General features: G+C 59.4%; 19 protein-coding genes, 2 tRNA genes and 1 pseudogene. 3 read left to right on the top strand and 19 right to left on the bottom strand.

Going from position 1 to position 18,575, the window contains the following annotated elements:
* Window position 1 precedes the first annotated feature (1 nt).
* From Q0X18_RS07980 to Q0X18_RS07945, 8 genes are all read right to left on the bottom strand, one after another.
* On the bottom strand, window positions 2-592 hold the full coding sequence (locus tag Q0X18_RS07980; protein WP_297560738.1) for a protoglobin domain-containing protein: 591 nt from the start codon (window positions 590-592) through the stop codon (window positions 2-4).
* Between the two features lie 84 nt (window positions 593-676).
* Window positions 677-2,956, bottom strand: coding sequence for a protein translocase subunit SecD (gene secD / locus Q0X18_RS07975; RefSeq protein WP_297560735.1), 2,280 nt, complete (start codon window positions 2,954-2,956; stop codon window positions 677-679).
* A gap of 131 nt (window positions 2,957-3,087) precedes the next feature.
* On the bottom strand, window positions 3,088-3,408 hold the full coding sequence (locus Q0X18_RS07970; protein WP_297560733.1) for a hypothetical protein: 321 nt from the start codon (window positions 3,406-3,408) through the stop codon (window positions 3,088-3,090).
* Window positions 3,409-3,599: 191 nt separating this feature from the next.
* A complete protein-coding gene (gene infB, locus Q0X18_RS07965; RefSeq protein ID WP_297560724.1) occupies window positions 3,600-5,315 on the bottom strand; it encodes a translation initiation factor IF-2 in 1,716 nt (571 codons plus the stop codon).
* Window positions 5,316-5,343: 28 nt separating this feature from the next.
* The gene (locus Q0X18_RS07960; protein ID WP_297560721.1) at window positions 5,344-5,643 is read right to left on the bottom strand and encodes a YlxR family protein; all 300 of its coding nucleotides are present in this window, start codon (window positions 5,641-5,643) and stop codon (window positions 5,344-5,346) included.
* 26 nt (window positions 5,644-5,669) lie between these two features.
* On the bottom strand, window positions 5,670-6,848 hold the full coding sequence (gene nusA, locus Q0X18_RS07955; RefSeq protein ID WP_297560718.1) for a transcription termination factor NusA: 1,179 nt from the start codon (window positions 6,846-6,848) through the stop codon (window positions 5,670-5,672).
* A 42-nt stretch (window positions 6,849-6,890) separates the two neighbouring features.
* On the bottom strand, window positions 6,891-7,370 hold the full coding sequence (gene rimP / locus Q0X18_RS07950; protein WP_297563040.1) for a ribosome maturation factor RimP: 480 nt from the start codon (window positions 7,368-7,370) through the stop codon (window positions 6,891-6,893).
* A gap of 205 nt (window positions 7,371-7,575) precedes the next feature.
* Window positions 7,576-7,662, bottom strand: a tRNA-Leu gene (locus tag Q0X18_RS07945).
* Window positions 7,663-7,796: 134 nt separating this feature from the next.
* Between Q0X18_RS07945 and Q0X18_RS07940 the strand changes: the two genes are divergently transcribed.
* Window positions 7,797-7,872, top strand: a tRNA-Lys gene (locus tag Q0X18_RS07940).
* 76 nt (window positions 7,873-7,948) lie between these two features.
* Here the strand turns inward: Q0X18_RS07940 and Q0X18_RS07935 are convergent.
* The 10 genes and pseudogenes from Q0X18_RS07935 to Q0X18_RS07890 all read right to left on the bottom strand — a co-directional run bounded on the left by Q0X18_RS07935 (window position 7,949) and on the right by Q0X18_RS07890 (window position 14,077).
* Complete coding sequence (locus tag Q0X18_RS07935; protein WP_297560716.1) at window positions 7,949-9,097, bottom strand: site-specific integrase; 1,149 nt, start codon at window positions 9,095-9,097, stop codon at window positions 7,949-7,951.
* Window positions 9,078-9,311 (bottom strand): hypothetical protein, encoded by a 234-nt coding sequence (locus Q0X18_RS07930; protein ID WP_297560714.1) that lies wholly within the window; start codon window positions 9,309-9,311, stop codon window positions 9,078-9,080. Before Q0X18_RS07930 ends, Q0X18_RS07935 begins: the two co-directional genes overlap by 20 nt.
* Window positions 9,312-9,415: 104 nt before the next feature.
* A complete protein-coding gene (locus Q0X18_RS07925) occupies window positions 9,416-9,640 on the bottom strand; it encodes a hypothetical protein (RefSeq protein WP_297560712.1) in 225 nt (74 codons plus the stop codon).
* On the bottom strand, window positions 9,637-9,900 hold the full coding sequence (locus Q0X18_RS07920) for a hypothetical protein (RefSeq protein WP_297560710.1): 264 nt from the start codon (window positions 9,898-9,900) through the stop codon (window positions 9,637-9,639). Before Q0X18_RS07920 ends, Q0X18_RS07925 begins: the two co-directional genes overlap by 4 nt.
* 25 nt (window positions 9,901-9,925) lie before the next feature.
* On the bottom strand, window positions 9,926-10,231 hold the full coding sequence (locus Q0X18_RS07915; protein WP_297560708.1) for a hypothetical protein: 306 nt from the start codon (window positions 10,229-10,231) through the stop codon (window positions 9,926-9,928).
* A complete protein-coding gene (locus tag Q0X18_RS07910; protein ID WP_297560706.1) occupies window positions 10,228-11,415 on the bottom strand; it encodes an AAA family ATPase in 1,188 nt (395 codons plus the stop codon). The genes Q0X18_RS07915 and Q0X18_RS07910 overlap by 4 nt, the downstream gene beginning before the upstream one ends.
* A 2-nt stretch (window positions 11,416-11,417) precedes the next feature.
* On the bottom strand, window positions 11,418-12,089 hold the full coding sequence (locus tag Q0X18_RS07905) for a hypothetical protein (protein WP_297560704.1): 672 nt from the start codon (window positions 12,087-12,089) through the stop codon (window positions 11,418-11,420).
* Window positions 12,090-12,101: 12 nt separating this feature from the next.
* Window positions 12,102-12,320: a hypothetical protein gene (locus Q0X18_RS07900; RefSeq protein WP_297560701.1), complete on the bottom strand. Its 219-nt coding sequence runs from the start codon at window positions 12,318-12,320 to the stop codon at window positions 12,102-12,104.
* 41 nt (window positions 12,321-12,361) lie between these two features.
* The gene (locus Q0X18_RS07895) at window positions 12,362-12,946 is read right to left on the bottom strand and encodes a hypothetical protein (RefSeq protein WP_297560699.1); all 585 of its coding nucleotides are present in this window, start codon (window positions 12,944-12,946) and stop codon (window positions 12,362-12,364) included.
* A 326-nt stretch (window positions 12,947-13,272) separates the two neighbouring features.
* Window positions 13,273-14,077: pseudogene (locus tag Q0X18_RS07890) on the bottom strand (IS5 family transposase).
* 565 nt (window positions 14,078-14,642) lie between these two features.
* Between Q0X18_RS07890 and Q0X18_RS07885 the strand changes: the two are divergent.
* Both Q0X18_RS07885 and Q0X18_RS07880 read left to right on the top strand, forming a co-directional pair.
* Window positions 14,643-15,674, top strand: coding sequence for an HD-GYP domain-containing protein (locus Q0X18_RS07885; RefSeq protein WP_297560697.1), 1,032 nt, complete (start codon window positions 14,643-14,645; stop codon window positions 15,672-15,674).
* 64 nt (window positions 15,675-15,738) lie between these two features.
* Window positions 15,739-16,803: a DUF815 domain-containing protein gene (locus Q0X18_RS07880; RefSeq protein ID WP_297560695.1), complete on the top strand. Its 1,065-nt coding sequence runs from the start codon at window positions 15,739-15,741 to the stop codon at window positions 16,801-16,803.
* A 12-nt stretch (window positions 16,804-16,815) separates the two neighbouring features.
* Here the strand turns inward: Q0X18_RS07880 and Q0X18_RS07875 are convergent, their stop codons facing one another.
* Window positions 16,816-18,453: a CTP synthase gene (locus tag Q0X18_RS07875; RefSeq protein ID WP_297560693.1), complete on the bottom strand. Its 1,638-nt coding sequence runs from the start codon at window positions 18,451-18,453 to the stop codon at window positions 16,816-16,818.
* Window positions 18,454-18,575: the final 122 nt, after the last annotated feature.

Here is an 18,575-nt window from a genome sequence, read left to right as displayed (position 1 = left end):
TTCAGTTGTGGTCTGCGTCTTTGCTTTGCTCCTCGAGCCAGCTCACCGCTGCCGACTGCAGGATGCGTGGACTGGCTCCGGACTGCTCCATGGCTTGTAAATAGGCCTCGAGGCGCTCAGCGGCGGCCATTGCCTGCACCGAGTTAGCCAGCCGCACCCAGGCTCTGGAGAGCTGATCGGCCTCGTCGAGGGGTAGGCTGAGGTGGGAAAGTTGCCAGATTTGCTCGGTAATCCAACCCCACATTACCAGTACCTGGCTTCTGGAAATGCCCCGGTGCTGATGAACCCGTCCTACCAGGACTTGCCAGGCAAAGTACTCGGGGTCAAACGGCCCGGCAATTGTGCGCCGATACCATACCCGCAGTACCTGCTCGCGCATGGCTCGTTCACCCTCCCGAAATACCGAGCGGGTGGCGGGATGACTGAAAAGGGTGTCGTAAAACCCGTTTATTATCCAGTCTTCCCACCCCTGCAGGTGGGATCGGTAGGTTTGAATAGTGGACGCATCCTGAGCCCCAAAGCGAGTGGCGGGAGGTAGGGTGTCCCAGATGGTTTGGGCTACTTGAAAATACTCGCTCAATGTCAAGTGCATAAATGTAGTTTATGCCTGAGATATGGGACAAATAGCCTGATAACAACACCCCCACCCGTGGGTGGGGGTGCCACTTCCCGGCGACTAGGCCGAACGAGCTTTTGAGGTTGCTTTGCGGCGCTGCTCGAGGGTTTTGTACCAGACCACCAGGGCCGAAACCACGTAAATGGAGGAGTAGGTACCCACAATAAAACCCACGAAGATAGCCAGCGAAAAATCGCGCAATACCGGCCCACCCAGAAAGAGCAGAGCCAGTATAGGCAGCACGGTGGAGAGGGAGGTCATAAGGGTGCGGGAGAGGGTCTGATTGATGGAGGTGTTCACAATGTCGTAGTAGCTCCGCCCCCGCATGATCTTGAGGTTTTCTCGGATGCGATCCGAGATGATCACCGAGTCGTTAATGGAGAAGCCCACGATGGTAAGCAGAACCGCTACAGTTGGGATCGAGAACTCCAGCCCCAATAAGCTGTACATCCCAGCCACAATGGCCACGTCGTGGCCCACCGCAATCACACTGGCTACACCGAACACCCAATCGAAGCGGAACGCTACGTAGATTAGAATCAACGCTAGCCCCACCAGCACCGCGAAAATGGTATTCCGACGTAGTTCGGCTCCAATGGCCGGGCCTACCGTTTCGGACTGGAGGATGGTGGCTTGTAGGCTTTCCTGGAACTTTTTCTCGAGCTCAATGCGCTGTTCTTCGCTGACCTGTCGTACTCGCACCGAGAACTCGTTACCGTTCACGCTGGAGAGCGAGGTGATGACCGATTCGGCCCCGCGCAACTCGGCAATACCAGCGTTGTCGAGAAAGCTGCGGATCTGGTCGGCTCGAGTGCCCTCGGGAACCCGGATGGTAAAGGCCGTACCGCCGGTAAAGTCGATGCCAAAGTTGAAACCTTTGACAAAAACGATACCTGCTGCGATAACAGCCAGGGTGAGCGACGTGGCCGTTACATAGCGAGAGATGCCCAGGAAGTCGATTTTTGTACCCCAGAGCCAGTAAGGTGGCTTGACCTCACGGCGGTCGCCGATGGTTTCTAAGAGCCAACGACTGAAGATCAGGTTGGAAAAGACCGAGGTTACCACGCCTAGCGCCAGCATGACCGCAAAACCCCGCACCGGGCCGGTGCTGTACTGATAGAGTGCGGCTGCGGCCAGAAGGTGGCACATGTTGACGTCGAGAATAGTGATGATGGAGTGGGAGAAGCCGCCGGGAATGGCCTGACGGAACTTCTTGCCCATCTTGAGCTCTTCTTTGATGCGCTCAAAGGAAAGCACGTTGCCGTCTACCGCAGCGCCCAGGGTCAGAATCAGACCGGCGATGCCCGGCAGGGTGAGGGTGGCCCCCAGCAGCGAGATGGAAGCCAATAGCAAGATGGCGGTATAGATGAGGCCCAGTGCAGCCACCAGCCCCATCCAGAAGCCGTAATAGGCGAAGATCAAAACAAACAGCAAAATTGTGCCGATAATCCCTGCCTGGATACCTGCGTTGATGGCATCCTGGCCTAGGGTGGGGCCAATTGCGCGGGTCTCGGCCACTTCTAGCTTGACCGGCAGCGAGCCCGAGCGCAGCACCAGGGCGATGTCGGAGGCTTCCTGTACCCCTGAAAGCCCCTCGATCACGGCCCGTCCACCGGCGATGGCCTGGCGGATATTGGGCGCGGTATAGACTTTGTCGTCAAGCACGACGGCCAACTGACGGCCTACGTTGGCCCGGGTGACCTCCTCGAACTTTTTGGCTCCCTCGGGGGTGAACTCCATATCCACCTGGGGTCGGCCAAACTGGTCGAAGGAAGCATTGGCGGTACGCAGGTCGGCCCCAGTGAGCAGGGGAGGGCCCAGATCCTCGAGCTTGTAGAGGTTCTTCTCGAGCTCGGCCCGACGGGCAGCCAGGGCGGCTCCGCTGAGGCCAGAATTCCGCAGTTGTTCGTTGATTTGCGCCACCGTAGTGCCAGTAGCCCCTTGATTGACGATGCGGAACTCGAGCTTGGCGGTCTGGCCAATCAAAGCCAGGGCACGCTCCTGCTGGTCCTGCTTCAGGCCGGGTAGCTCCACGATAATTCGGTCGTTACCCTGTACCTGTACCAGCGGCTCGGCTACTCCAATGGCGTTGACGCGGTTTTCGATGACAGTACGGGCTACGTCCAGCTCGGTTTTGGCTACGGATGGGTCGGGGTTGGGCTCAGCCACCTTAAGGGTGATACGTAAACCCCCTTGCAAATCGAGGCCCAGCCGGATCAGGCCATCAGCGGGCAACAGAGCGTTTTGCGGGTTGCGGGCCTCCCAGGGGCGGAACAGCCCCACAATGGCAGCTAGGAGCAGCCCGATTAGAAAAACAGCTTTCCAGGTGCGATTGGTCATATCCGTTCCTATTTGTGTTTAGCTCAAGGACGGGCAGCGGTGCTTTTGCAAGCTGTCATCGTCCAGACTTAGTAAGGTGAAGGGCCATATGACGGGATGATTGCAAGGCATAGAAAAGCATGGCGCCTGGGCTAGCCACCATCAGTTTGCAGACGCGCATAGGCCAGATAGAGCCGTCGCTTAGGGGGTGGAGTTGGGTGTGAAGGGGGTTCGTGACCAACGACGATGGTGTGGTTGCGAATGCTCGGCCCCCGGACTACAAACACCAGCCCCAGACCCAGGGGATTGAACTTGGCTTTGGCCTCGAGCAGTTGTGGGGGAAGGGGCGCAGCCATCCAGCCCTGGCTGAACCCACTGCCGGCTCTGGTGTTGCTGGGTGACCAAAAGAGCCCTGGCCCCAAGGCGATCAGGGCCAGGGTGACCAGGATGATCCAGCGTTGCCAGCGTTGCATAACGTGTAGCCCCACCACTTTATATCGGAACCGGGGGTTTGACCAGCTCGAGCGACATCCGGGAACGGGGTTCAGATTGGATTGCTCAACACTTCCCAGCGACCGAACCTGCACGCCACCTGCGGTGGAGTCCTGCATCTGCCAAGAGATGGCCGAGCCTGCACAATCCCCACTGCGCCAAGTGGCTAGCTTCAGTCTATGGCCACCTCTACCTGCTGGCTGGCCTCGAGCACGTCACCTTCCTGGAAATCAGTGAAGCCGTCCAGCATTATTCCACACTCGAAGCCTTGAGTTACCTCTCGCACATCGTCTTTGAGGCGCTTGAGGCTTTCGACCTTGCCTTTCCAGACCTCCTTGCCCTTGCGCAAGACCCGAATGTCGGCGTTGCGGGTAATCTTGCCCGAGGTGACCATGCAGCCCGCAATTACCCCGCGGCTCAGCTTGAAAATAGCTCGAACTTCGGCGGTTCCCAGGATTTCTTCTTTGAAGACGGGCTCACGCTGCCCTTTGACCATCTTGCGAATCTCGTCGATTAGCTCGTAGATAATGCGGAAGCTTTGCAAGGGCACACCTTTTTGCTCCGCAGCCTTCTTGACTGATCCGCTGGGATTAACGCTAAAGGACAGGATAGCCCCGTTGGCGGTGGAAGCCAGCAGCACATCCGACTCGGTAGGCGCACCGACTGCGGCCAGTAGAACATTAATCTTGACTTCTTCGGTGGCTTCCTTGGCCAGAATGTTTTGGATGGCCTCGAGGGAACCTTGGGTATCGGCCCGTAGAATCAGATTGATTTCCTTTTGCTCGTCTTGGTGCACTTTGCGCATCAGATCGGCCAGACTACGGGCCCGATTGAGCTCAGCCCTGGCCTCAGAAGCTTTGCGTTCTTCAATGCGTTCCTCGGTAATTTCCTTGGCGGCCACTTGGTCGGGAACCCAGATAAAGGTTTCGCCAGCCGCGGGCAGATCGGAGAAGCCCAGCACCTGTACTGCACTACCAGGGCCGGCCTCGGTACGCCGGTTGCCTTCGGCATCGGACATGGCTTTGATCTTGCCCCAGTGTTCCCCTGCTACTACATAGTCCCCAATTTTGAGGGTGCCCTGCTGTACCAGGAGGCTCACCAAAACCCCGGCTTGCTTGTCTACTCGAGCCTCCAGTATCACCCCCTGGGCTTCGGCTTTGGGGTCGGCTCGCAAGTCTTCTAGCTCGGCCAAAAGCAGAATGGTCTCTAGCAAGTCTGAGACGCCCTGACCAGTCTTAGCGGAGATGGGCAGCACTTCGACATCCCCCCCGTAGGCCACCGGTACCATGCCGAGCTGCATCAAGTCCTGATAGACCTTGTTGATGTCGGCACCCGGCAAGTCCATCTTGTTGGCTGCAAAGATGATTTTGGCTCCAGAGGCCTTGGCGTGCGCGATGGCTTCCTTGGTCTGGGGCATCACTCCTTCGGTAGCTGCAATCACAATAACAGCAATGTCGGCGACCTTGGCCCCCCGCTGTCGAATGGTGGTGAAAGCTTCGTGGCCAGGTGTATCGATGAACACCACGGTGCCACCTTTGGTCTTGACCTCAAAGGCCCCAACGTGCTGGGTGATACCCCCGGCCTCCTTTTCGGCTATGCGACTTTTGCGCAGGTAGTCCAGCAGGCTGGTTTTCCCGTGGTCTACGTGACCCATGATGACCACTACCGGGGGACGGTGAGGAATGGACTTGCGCGCTTCCTCAGCTTTCCGCGCAGCTTCGGCGACCCTTTGTTCGCCAATGAGCTCCTTGACTGCCAGCGCGGTGTCTTCCTCGAGGGTACTGGCATGGGATTTGTAAGTTACCCCCATGTCGTCGAGGATTTTTAGCAGCTCGTCATTGGTCATGCCGAGTTCTTTTGCGAGCTGATAGATTCTAATTTTTGCCATGCTGACCTCCAGTTCTTTTCACCTAAAGTCATGTCTCATGCGAGGATGATTGCTTGTCCTGCAAAGCCAGACCTGTAAGGTTTCCCAGAACCGTGTGTAAGGCTAAGGAGAGTTCTGCCGCTTTGGCCCCGGCAAAGCGGCGCAGTTTTTTTTCAGCCCAGCAACCGGGGCGATCGGGGCACACATAGCTGCCGCGTCCAGGCTTGCGGCCAGTGGGATCGAGTACGGGGCCCTCCTCGGTCATTACAATCCGCAACAATTCACGTTTGGGCCTGCGCTCTCGACAGGCAATGCACTGGCGGATTGGAATGTGCTTGGCTTTGGGCATTGAGCCTCCGGGGAAGTTTGCAATTGCTACTCGTCGTCCTTGAACAGGCTCTCAAAGCGGCTCTTGGCATCGCTGGAGACGCTCAGCGACTCTTCTTTCTCAGCAGCTTTTAGGATGGCTGCGTCAAGATCGGTGATCTCCTCGGCTTCTTCAAAGTCAATTTCGTAGCCGGTGAGCTTAGACGCCAGACGCACGTTTTGCCCGGCCTTGCCGATGGCCAGGGAGTGCTGATCCTTGGCGACTACCACCTTGGCACGATTGGGCCCGTTCTCACTGGTCTCAATCTTAATTTCACCTACTGTGGCCGGGGATAGCGCATTGCGGATAAACTCTTTGGGATTAGGGCTCCACTGAATAATGTCGATCCGCTCGCGGCCAAGCTCAGCCGAGACCGCCTGGATGCGTTGCCCCTTATGCCCAATGCAGGCCCCAATGGGATCCACGTTGGGATTATGACTTACCACAGCCACCTTGGAACGGCTGCCTGGTTCACGGGCTACCGCCTTGACCTCCACAATACCCTCGGCGATCTCGGGAACTTCCTGGCGCAGCAAGTAGCGCAAAAGCTCTTCATGTGCTCGAGAGACCACCAGGCTGGGCCCTTTGGTCGAGCGTTGCACTTGCTTCAAATAGACCTTGATGCGCTGGCCGGGATGATAGCGCTCGGTGGGGATTTGCTCCTTCGGTGGCATTAAGGCTTCACCACGCCCCAGCTCGACGTAGACATTGCCCCGGTTGTCGACGCGAGCCACACTACCGGTCACAACCTCGCCTTCTTTGTCCTTGTACTCGTTGTGTACACGGGTGCGCTCGGCTTCTTTGAGGCGCTGGGTGAGTACCTGCTTGGCAATCTGTACCGCGATGCGACTAAACTCCTCGGGGTCTACGGGGAACTCCATCTCTTCGCCGACTTCAACCTCCGGGTCGTACTTTTTGGCAGTCTCGAGGTCGATCTCTTTGTCGGGGTCTTCCACCTGTTCGACCACCCGCCGTATCTCCAGCACCTCGAGGTGGCCTTCCTGAGGATCCAGGTGTACCTCTATGATGGGGCCTTTTCCTTCCTCCTCAACGTCTTTTTGGCGAAAGCCTTTTTGCCTTAAGTAGGCCAACCGCAGGGCTTCCTCGAAGTTGGAGATGAGCTCTTCGGCGGTAACCCCACGTTCGTGGGCCACTTGGGACAGGGCGTCTACAAAATCTTTGTTCACAGATCTTCCTCCTCAGAATATTTTCTCGTTTAGCCCGGCCGCCTACCGGGGCTGATCGGGCCACTCTGCCAGATTGGCTTTGAAGGTGCCGAGCTCAAGGGTGCGCCTCTCGTCTTTGTCGAGCAAAAACTCCACCACGCCATCCTTGACCGTTCCGACGCGTCCGGTAAAGTTGCCCTGAGGGCTGCGCACCTTCACTTTCAGACCTACAAAGCGTTCAAAATGGCGGGCAGTGAAAAGCGGACGGTCGGCGCCTGGCGACTCCACCTGGAGTAAGTAGTGCGCTGGAAGCAGAGCCTCGAGGGTGTCCAGATGCGCACTGAGTGCGTGATTGGCCCGCTCGAGGTCGGCCACCGAAACAGGCACCTCATCCTTGCGTTCGATGCGTACGAGTAGGATGGGTTTTTTGCCACTTTTGAGGCTCGCCTCGAGCACGTCGTAACCCAGAGGCGATAGCACGCTACCAGCAACCTCACTCCACAGGTTGGCGCTGTCTGAACCGGCTTTTCTTCCCATCTGCATAGACTTTTCCGGCTCCACCCTTCACCTCCTTCCCAAGAAAGAAGGGTGGGTTGAAAACCCACCCCCTGGAATCTCGGGAGAACTTACTAAGCAAAGTTTAGCACCGTTTGATGAGAGGGTAAAGTGAGACAGGCTCCCTTAGCACCCTCCGGCGAAAAAGGGTCAGTGGAACAAAAGAAAACCCCCTCTTGCTCGAGGGGGCACTTGGTGCCGGGAACAGGACTTGAACCTGCACACCCTTGCGGGCGCATGACCCTGAATCATGTGCGTCTACCAATTCCGCCATCCCGGCTCAGGGCAAGCAAAATAGTAGCTAGTTTAGTCCTTCTCGTCAAGGGGGTGTAATTGGGTGGCCCTGGCCATACATCTGGACGCACCCCCCATATTGACAGAAGGTGATACTGTCGCTATATTTGTGTTTTGCTTGGGCTGTTAGCTCAATTGGCAGAGCAACTGACTCTTAATCAGTGGGTTGCAGGTTCGATTCCTGCACAGCCCACCAAGTCCAGGACGAGAAAAACCCGAGGGATGCTTACCCTCGGGTTTGTCCTTTTACGGTGATTTTACGGTTTATGGATTCAGGCCTTAGCTCGTGGTCGTGAAAGTAGGGTCTCCACATCCACCACCCACCCCTGCCGCTCGTGCTCGAGGACGTGTCGGTAAATCGAGAGGGTGATGTTGGCGTTCGCATGCCCCATGCGCTCGGACACAAGCTCAAGGGGTGCACCGTTCGCCAGCAGGTGGCTACCGTAAGAGTGTCTGAGGTCGTGCACCCGCAAGGGCGGAATGCCCAGGGCCTTCACGATTCGGCGGAGGGCATGAGCGGGGGCCCGGTAGTCCAGGGGCCTTGTGGGGTCGTTCCCAGGGAATAGCCACAGCGTAGCGGGTGGGGTCTCGCCCAGCCGGTCTTCCCACATGGCGTGATAGGCCCTCAGCCGCTCCAGGGTGCTGTGCGGGACGGGTAGGGTGCGGCGGCTCGATGGGGTCTTGGGTTCTGTGAGCCGTCCATCACTCCAGGCCCGGCGGATGGTGAGGGTTCCGGCCTCGAGGTCAAGGTCTTGCCACTGTAGGCCCAGGCACTCACCCACCCGTAGCCCCAGGTTGAGCATGAGGCGCAACGAGAGGGCGATTCTCTCGTCCTTGTAGGTATCCAAAGCCGTAAGCAGGGCGGCGGCCTCGTGAGCCTCCAGCGATCTACCGGCGCGGTCGGTAGTGGAGCCTCGGGGTAGTTTGACCTTCACAGGGGATACAGGGTTGCGGTGAATGACCTCGAGGTTCAGTGCTTCCTCGAATATGGCGTGCAGCCGGGTGCGCACTGCTCGGGCGGTGCGGGGTTTTCGGGTCTGCAAGAGATTGTCCACCAGGGCACGGATATGTGACGGTGTGATTTTTTGCAAGGGCAGCTTGCCCAGGGTGGGCAGCACCAGCCCCAGCTCGTACCGGTAGGACTCGAAGGTGCGCGGCCTGACCTCCCGGCGCTTGCGCTCGAGCCAGCGTTCGGCCCATTCCTGAAGCGTGACGGTGGAGGGGTCGGCCAGCAGTCCCTTGTGGTAGAGGGCCACCTGCTCGGCAAGCCAGGCCTCGGCCTCTTTGCGGGTCGGGTGGTAGCTCCGCACCCTTAGCGGTTTGCCGTCCCCGTCATAACCCAGGTTCAGTTCGGCGCACCAGCGGCCTGATGCTTTGTGCAAGTAGGTTGTACCCCCACCCTTACCGCGCTTTTTTGCCATCCTGCACCTCCAGTCCTAAAGCCTCGAGACCGACCATCACCACCTCACCCCGCTTGTCCGGGGGTAGCGCTTTGAACCGCTCGAGCACCACAGCAGGGGCGCGGATGTAAACCCGCTCCCCGGTCTCCCCATCCTCGAACAGCCGCAAACCCCACCGGGCGGCCAGGGCCTCACGTGGGGGTCTCACCAGATGCAACTTCTCACCTTTTGGCATATCGGGATTATACACGGTTGCCTACCGAAAAACGTACTTTCGTAAATAAGTGCGCATTTTGACCGGGTGCTGGAGGTGGACTCCAGCACCCGGTGGTGAGCCGGTCAACCCTCACCAGTAGGTGTGACCGTGACCTTGCCATCCCTGGTATAGCGGACAACCAAAATCGCGTGCGGGTGCTCCCGGCGCACCTGCTCACACAGCCGCTCGAGTTCGGCCTCCTGCTCCCGCGTGAGGGGCTGTGATGGTTTGCCGTAAGAGCGTTCTATCGTGATGGTGGTCTCGGGACGGGTCAGTCGCTCAAAGAGTCTGTCTATCCTGCTTTTCATACCTGACCTCCTAGTGCTTGCACACGCTCTTCCAACTGCTCGAGCCGGGCCTCGAGATCGGCGAGCTCAAGCGTCTTCAGATAGGTTCCAGCCGCTGTAGACAAGCCGTGAATGGCTTTCAGACGTGTGGCGGCCTCCAGAGTCCGGTCAAGCGCGATGGACTCGGCCTCGATGAGGACATTCCACAAAACGGCTTTTAGTTGCTTCAGGTCTCCGGGCTTTCGGCGGCGTAAGCGTGTTACTTGTGCGATGGTTGCCATATTTTCAACTCCCATCCCCCCTCATCTAGGCGGCCTCCTGCTTGCGCCGCACCACCGCCACAGGATGAGGGCCCGCCAGCAAGGTGATGCTGTGGCGCGGTGCGGGATAATAGCTCATCACCCTGGACAGCGCCTCGTGCAGCCACTCTTCAGCGGTGAGGCGCGGCATCCCCGGCCACCGGCTGTGGCGGGCCAGGTCGTCCCGGCTCGGGCGCACCAGCCGGGCCACGACCTCACCGTCCACCTCCACCAGCAGCAGCGGATGGGGATGCGCCTCGAGGCGGGCCACCACCTCCGGCAGGCGGGAGAAGAGGGCGGCCCAGGGGTTCATAGGTCAATGACCTCCCACTCCCCCCCACCGTCCTCCAGGCGCTCAGGTTTTGGAGCATTTTGGAGTTTTGGAGCATCCCCCTGCTCCAAAACATTTTGCGTCCCTGACGGCGATTGTGGTGTTTTGGAGTTTTGGAGCATAGAGATAGAGATATGGGAGTGCTCCAAAACCTCCCCCGGCAGAGGGGGCGCTTCAGGCAGTCGGTAGCCCACCGGCCTCCCCTGGCCGGGGAGGACGGCCTTCTGGAGTCCTACAGCGTCCGCTATTTCGTCCAAGTAGCGCTCGGCGGTCTTGGCGTGGACGTTCGCGGCCTGGATGATGGCCTGTACCAGGTCGGCCTTGGGCACAACCGCGCCGCCCTGTAGGGCCTCGAGGACGGCGGCGCGGGCCTTGTCCTTGCGCGGATTGCCCCCCTCGGGAAGGTCGGCCTCGAGGAACCTCACCTGCCCGTCCTGGAACAGAAGCTCCACGCCGAAAGGCTCCACTACCGGCGCAAAGGAGTTTTTGAGTACTTCCCACCTGAGGAGGTGGCGGCCCTCCACCTCGGCAGGGGGGACGCGCGTCAGGATGTGCACCGCCCGGGCCTGTGCGGTTTTGGCGATGCTCCCCAGAAGGCCCCGTGCCCCCGCTCTCTCCCCGGCCATCGGTTTGGGCAGGTGGTCAATCACCACCACGGCGGCCCCGGTCTCCAGCGCCAGGCGGCGCAGGTGGTAGAAGGCCCCCTGCACCAAGTGCGCTTTTATCGTGTCCATCGGGAAGGCGGCCATAAAACTGTCCACCACCACCAGCCCCGCCCCGACCTCGAGGACTACCTCCCGCAGCAGCGCCAGCTCGTCTTCTCCCAGACCGTAAGTTTCCCCATCCGGTTCCAGGAGGGTAAACCGGCCCATATCCCCGTCGGGATGGGCGGCCTTGTGCTTCTCCAGCCAGCCCCGGATGGCGCGGCCATCCCCGGTGGACGCGTCAAAGTCGACATAAACCACCGGCGAGGTGGACAGCACCGGCCTGCCCAGCACCTCCCCGCGCGGGCGCGTGCACTGCCAGGCCAGGCCGGACATGAAAGCGGTCTTGCCCTCCCCGGGCAGCGCTCCAATAACCGTCACGAACCCCTGAGGGATGAGGCCCTGCCACAGCCAGGTGATAGCAGGCAGGGGGGAGGATAGGTCAATGCGCTGGAGTCCCATCACTACCTCCCCAGTCGCGGTTTTTGGAATCGGAGCACCGGCTTCTTAGTTCTATGCTCCAAAACTCCAAAACCAGAAGAATGCCCATCATTATCGCTAAAGGTTTTGGAGTGGGGGGGTGCTCCAAAACTCCAAAATGCTCCAAAACCTGACCGGTTATCCGGCAGGTCACGGGGGGCCTGGCTCCCTTTCTCGAGGCCCCGGCGGATGGTGCAGCGGGCCTCCTGGAGGCTCAAACCGATAGACAGCGCGGCTTCCTCGAGTGCGTCCTGAACGCGCATCCGGTCAAGCCCCAGGTTCTCAAGCTGTCCAAGACTGAACGCGACTCGAGACAGGACGTTGTTCCGGTTGCCAGGCGCGGCGCTCTGCACCTCGACAATCGCACGCGCGAGTGCGGCTTCAACGTACTTCTCCGCGCGGCGGCGTTCGTCGCGCTGCCACCGCGGACGCGGATCGGGATAACCGGAGTCCAGCGTCACCAGTCCCTGATAGGCCACCAGCTTGATCTCTTGCGGCGTGAGCAGATAGCCCTCGAAGGTCTCGGGATGGTAGGCCACCAGCAAGACGTTGTGCTCCAGGACAGCAGGCGGTGGTGTTTCAACCGTGAATCCGGCGGCCTCGAGGGTGACGCGCGCGGCGGCCAAGTCATCCGTGCTAAAGTAAATCTGTCCCATAACGCCAGCACCTCACGCAGCCCCGCTTTGCCCAGCGGGGCTTTTCTCCTCGAGCTCGTCAAGGCGGCCCTCAAGCAGGGCCAGCACCACGCGGCGCGGCATCAGGTACCTCTTGCCCAGGGCCATGCCATACTGCCGCGCCAGTTTGTACAACTGGTCGCGGCCAACACGGTGACGGCCAATCAAACGCCGGACTTCTTCAACGGTAAGTAGTGGGGGTAACTCGTTCATGCCCCCATGTTCTGAAAGTGGACGTTCAAACTGAAGGAAATTTAGGTCTCAGCCAAATGTCCGGTAAGCCCCAGCATCTCAGCAAGCCGGTTTACTGCCTTGCGTACCGCGTCCTCGCCCACCGGCGGGTCTGTGCGGTCGGCTATTTCCGCCCAGGACAGCCCCTCGAGTCTCAACGCCAGCCATGTGAAGTGTTGAAGGTTGTATTTTACGCGCGTCTTTTGCCAGCCCCAGTACTGGTAGTCGTTCTCAACATCCTTTATGTATTGCTCCACTGCCTTATGAGCCATTTGTCTGAAGGAACTCGCGCTCATCACGCGTGGGTCGAATGTGCCGGTAAAGGCCATGAAGCGATCGGATAAAGATTCGGTACTCGGGGGTTCCAGCCCAAACTCCCTGAAGTCTGGCAAGTATTGGTCTTGATTTTTCAGGTACTCTTTCGCCCAGATACCGTAAGGCTCCTGTGGCAGGCCATAGCGCTCCAGCCAGGCCTCCACGCCGCGCTCTCTCAGGTAGGCCAGACATGAGGGAGCGTGCGCTATTAGCGCACGCCAAAACTCGAGGCGGTAGCGGGTTATCAGAAAACCATCATCCGGATTTTTGGGATTTGTCCACAGTTCGGCCATGTGGTTGCCTCCTGCCCCCTATGGCCGATAAAATCAAGGTAGCCAGTCCAAGGCGCTCCTGGTCTTCTCGGCCAGGGGATTTTCTTTTTAGAGAATAGCACACCAAGCCGCACCAGGACGACACAAAACCACTACGGTTTTCTACGGTTTATTTACGGTTTATGGAGCCGAAAACAGCCGAACGTGCACGGAAACACACTCTTGATTTTTGCGATAAACAAGGGCATATCCGTAAGCAGTCGTGAGCAGCCGAGGGGTTTTTGGTCTTCTCTTAATCAGTGGGTTGCAGGTTCGATTCCTGCACAGCCCACCAGGCTTAGAGCCTGCTAACTAGCTGTTCGTAAAAGCTCCACAGTTTTCGCTGTCATCAGAATCGAAAAAGCCAACCAGTGCCAACCTCGCAAGGTCTCAGCCAGCCGCTCATAGTCTCGCGCCAGCCTGCGAAACCGGGATGTCCAGGCAAACGAACGTTCCACCACCCAACGCTTCGGCAGCAGCACGAATCCTCGTTTGGCCCCTTCCACCTTGACCACACACAGGGCGATGCCTTCCGCCTCTGCCGCTTGTGCCGCTTCCTCCCCAGTGTAACCCTGATCCACAAAGGCCACTTCCACCTGCTCCCCCGTCACTTCCTGCACCTGTTGACTGAGGGCTCCCACCTGGGCCCGTTCCTGTTCACTGGCCGCCGTTACTACCAGGGCCAGCAGATGCCCCAGGGTATCTACCGCCAGGTGAACTTTGCTTCCCTTGCGTCGTTTGTACCCATCGTATCCGGCCCGCTCCCCACTTTGCGGGGTGGACTGTAGGGTGCGAGCATCGTAGATGGCAGCGCTGGGATGGGCGGCTTTGCCCTGGAGCATTCGCAGGGTCATGCGCAGGTCGTGTACAGGTCTTCGAAGACCCCCCGGTTCATCCAGCGGTAGGCTTGCGCCTGAACGATATGGGGGGGTGGGAAGTCGTGGGGCAGGTAGTCCCACTGAGCACCGGTTCGAACCATCCAGCGCAGGGCGTTGAACACTTCGCGCAGGTCGTACTTGCGCTGGGGTGCTTCAGCGGGGCGAGGGTCAAATAGGGCAGCACCAGAGCCCATTCCTCATCACGGACGTCCGATGGGTAAGCACGGCGGTTCATGCTCTAAACATAACTGCAGTGCCTGATTTGGGTAAGGTGGTTTGTAGATTCTAGCAAGAAACCAGGGTGAACCGCCCTGGTTTTTATTTTGCCTCTCAAGCAATCCCGGCTATGGGCATTTTGCGACAAATGACCTAAGGGTCTTTTGTTTGAATGCTACATTTAGAGCAGCGTACGTGCTATGGGGATTTTGAATAGGAAAACATCGCGCAATCAAATTCTTCTGAGTGTGGCGGCTTTGCTAGGCTGGGGGGTTGTTTCGTTTTTGTTTCTCCCGGACATTTACCAGACTTTTAGTTTTTTGTTCTTGATCCCTTGGGTCTGGAAGGGGGGGCCACGAAGCCTGGTGTGGGTTGGGTCACTGGTACTTGTTTATACGGTGATCCAGCACCTGTTCCCCAAACCAAACCTGAGCCTGGACAGCCTTTTAGTGACCACGTTACCTGGGCTGGTAGCCCTGGGCTTTATAGCCTGGTTGCGTGAGCGTGATCGTCGCTCGCAGAGGGAACTTGAAGAGTCCCTGCGTTACATGCATTTGTTAGAAGAAGCGAGCTTGGATATCAGTATGTCCAACGACCCCTTGGAGCTCACCGAGAGTGCCATGACGTCGCTGTACCACCTCGATATTGCTCCACACCTGGCCTTCGTGCGCTTTCGAGAAGGCAAGCCGGTGGTGGTTAGCGCGCGTGGGGCCCTCGAGCGCTACCGGGGGCGCCACCTACCCCAACAGAAGCTGAGTACCCACGCCTCCCTCACCGACAACTTTACGGTAGGAAACTACCTCGAGGGCATTCCCGAAAGCGCGGGCTGGTCTACAGCTGCAGTGCCAGTCTCGGCTCGACAGAAACGCCCACTTGGAGTGATTATTCTGGCCCGTGAGGGAAATAAGCCCTTTCAATCAGACGAAAAAGCCATAGCCAACTCGCTGGCTCGAATAATGGGGGCGCAGCTGGGCCAGATGGAAGCCCTCAAGCAGCTCGAGGACGCTTACGACGGCACGCTGCGCGCTTTGGGGCTGGCGCTGGAATTCCGCGACCACGAGACCCAGGGTCATACCAAGCGGGTGGTGGCCTGGTCTGATCAACTCGCGCAGGACGTGGGCCTCGATGCTTCTATGCGCAAGTTCCTGCGCTGGGGGGCCTACCTGCACGATATCGGTAAACTTTCCATCCCCGACAACATTCTGCGCAAGCCCGATAAGCTCAACGATGAAGAATGGGAGATTATGAAAAGCCACGTGGTGAGGGGTTGGGAGATGCTCTCGCGGGTGCCCTTTCTGCCTCAGGAAACCCTTGAGGTGGTGCGCCACCACCACGAAAACTGGGACGGCAGCGGTTACCCCGACGGTTTGAAGGGTCAGGACATCCCCGTCCTGGCACGTATATTTGCGGTGGTGGATACCTTCGATGCGCTTTACAGCCCTCGCCCCTACAAGCGGGCCTGGAAACCTGCGGAAATTATCGAGGAACTTAACCGCCTCAAGGGTAAAAAGCTCGATCCCAAGCTGGTTGACATTTTTATCAAGCGTATCACCTCGCCCTCCGGCAAGGAGGCCATGGAGGCTGCCAACCCTAGTAAAACCGGCGTTAGAGCGTAGCTTCTTTGTGCTTAGCTGAAAGTGCCGGGCATTTTTGGCTGCGACTGGGCTAAAATAACCCCCAATGCAGCTTTTCCCTCCGCTGGATCAAAACCCACTGACCGAACTGTTTCATGCTCGAGTGCCCAAAGGGGAGCCCTGGGCCTGGGTACTGGCCCAACGGATACTGGCCAGCGAAGCTGTGCCCCGGCGGCTGCTTTGCGAGCCTTTGAGCCCTGGGTTGGCGGCCTGGATTGACGAAGAGCTAGCACGCCTGCGGCGCGAGCTGGAGCACCTCAGGAAGCAATACCCGTATGCCGACTTTGGGAATCGTGAGCCCAGCCCGGCCGAGGTTGAGGCGCTGGACGTGCTCCTGCGCGGCTCGTCGATGGATGTGCAGGCGCTTTATCGGATCTATGGATATGGAATTTACACTCACCACAGCGCTTTCGTGTTCGATGGACAGGTAAGGGCCGTGGAAAAGCCCGATCCGGCGCGTTTTGACGACTTGGTGGGCTACACCCGGCAAATTGGCATGCTGCGCACCAACATCGAACGTTTTTTGGCCGGAAAACCGGCGGTGCCGATGCTGCTGTACGGGGCTCGAGGCTCCGGCAAATCCACCTCGGTCAAAGCCCTGCGCACCCACTACGCCGAGCGCGGCCTGCGGCTGGTGGAGGTTTTATCCGAGGGGCTGGATCAGCTTCCCCTGCTGATGGAGGAGCTGGCCCCGTTGCCGTTTCGCTTTGTGCTGTTCATGGACGACCTGGCCTTTGCCGAGGGGGATGAGCGATTCCACCGGCTCAAGGTACTGCTCGAGGGCGCGGTCTACGAACGGCCCGCCAACGTGCTGGTGGTGGCAACCTCCAACCGGCGCAACCTGGTCTCCCAGCACTGGGCCGAGCGCCCCGACCCCAACGCCAGCGACCCCGCTTCCTGGGACACCCTGCAGGACAAGCTGGCCCTGGCCGACCGTTTTGGGCTGGTGCTCACCTTTCCGCCCTTCGACCAACAGCTTTATCTGGAGGCCGTGGCCCACCTGCTCGGAAGGGAGCTAGACCCCGACACCCGCACGGCAGCCTTGCAGTTTGCCCTGGGGGGGCGGGGTTTTTCCGGGCGCACCGCCCGGCACTTCGCCAATCAGCAGTAGCCCTGGGCCGGGCTAGATGGACTGGAACAGGGCCTGCCGCCTGCGCTCGAGGGCGGCGCCAATGAAGCCAAAGAAGGGCGGTGAGACCCGCATGGGGCGGCTGGAGAGCTCGGGGTGGGCTTGCAGGCCAATAAAGAAGGGGTGGTCGGCCAGTTCAATCGCCTCCACCAGTCCCTCACCGCGGCCCTGCACACCGGGCGTGACCGCCGAGACCGTCAGGCCGCCCTCGATGAGCCGCTGCACGTAGGCGGGGTTGACCTCGTAGCGGTGGCGGTGGCGCTCGTAGACCAGTTCCTTGCCGTAGAGCTTGTAGAGCAGGGTTTCGGGGTGAATGCGCATGGGCCAGTTGCCCAGCCGCATGGTGCCGCCCATCCCCTCGACCTCTAGCTGCTCGGGCATCAGGTCAATCACCGGGTGGGGGGTGTAGGGGTCGAACTCGGTGCTGTTGGCCCCCTCGAGGCCCAGCACATTTCGGGCGTACTCGATCACCGCAATCTGCAACCCCAGGCAGATGCCAAAATAGGGCAGCCGGTGCTCGCGGGCGTAGCGGGCCGCCAGGATTTTGCCCTCCACCCCCCGGATGCCAAAACCCGGCCCCACCAGCACACCGTCCACATCGCCCAGCAGCTCGGCGGCCTTAGCCAGGTCGGTAATTTCCTCGGCGTTGACCCACTGGACGTTGACCCGTGCGTCGTGGGCGATGCCGGCGTGGCGGAAGCCTTCCAGGATGCTCAGGTAGGCGTCGGGCATCTTCACATACTTGCCCACGAAGGCCACCGTCACCTCGGCGGCGGGCTGCTTGAGTTTGCGCACGGCGTTCTGCCAGAAGCTCAGGTTGGGCTGGATGGGCTCGAGGCCCAGCTTTTTCTCTACCACCCGTCCCAGGCCCTGCTCCTCCAGCACCAAAGGCATCTCGTAGAGGTACTGCACGGTGGGGCTGCTGAAGACCTCGCCAGCGTGCACGTTGGTAAATAGGGCCACTTTTTTACGCACATCCTCCGGCACCATCTTCTCCGAGCGCAGCACCAGCACATCGGGCTGGATACCCACCCCGCGCAGGGTGGAGACCGAGTGCTGGGTGGGTTTGGTTTTGAACTCCTCGGAGGCAGCAAAGTAGGGCACCAACGTCAGGTGCAGATACATGATGTCCTGATCGTCTTCGTCGAACTGAAACTGGCGGATGGCCTCCAGGAAGGGCAGGCTCTCGATGTCGCCCACCGTACCCCCCACCTCCACCACCACAATCTCGGCGTTTTGCTCCTGGGCGGCGCGGCGGATGCGGTCTTTGATCTCGTCGGTGATATGGGGAATCACCTGCACGGTCTGGGAAAGGTACTCCCCGCGGCGCTCTTTCTGGATCACCGACAGATACACCTGGCCGGTGGTGATGTTGTTGGCCCGTGAGAGGTCTATGTCCAGAAAGCGCTCGTAGTGGCCAATGTCCAGGTCGGTCTCGGCCCCATCGCCGGTGACGAACACCTCGCCGTGCTCGTAGGGGCGCATGGTACCGGCGTCCACGTTGACATAAGGGTCAATTTTGATAGCGGTCACCCGGTAGCCGCGCCCCCGCAAAATGGCCCCCAGGCTCGAGGTAAGGATGCCCTTGCCCAGACTGCTCACCACACCGCCGGTCACAAAAATGTATTTCATAAACAAACCCCCGTGCTGCGCTACCCGACGCAGCGCTACGAAAACTTGGCTTACTAACGCTCAACCCCTGCGGTAGAGCAGCCAGACTATCACGGGATTTGATCGTACCACGTCGGGCCCAT

The organism is Meiothermus sp. (genome assembly GCF_026004075.1).
Classification (GTDB): Bacteria; Deinococcota; Deinococci; order Deinococcales; family Thermaceae; genus Meiothermus.
This window is presented reverse-complemented; position numbering and strand designations above follow the sequence as displayed.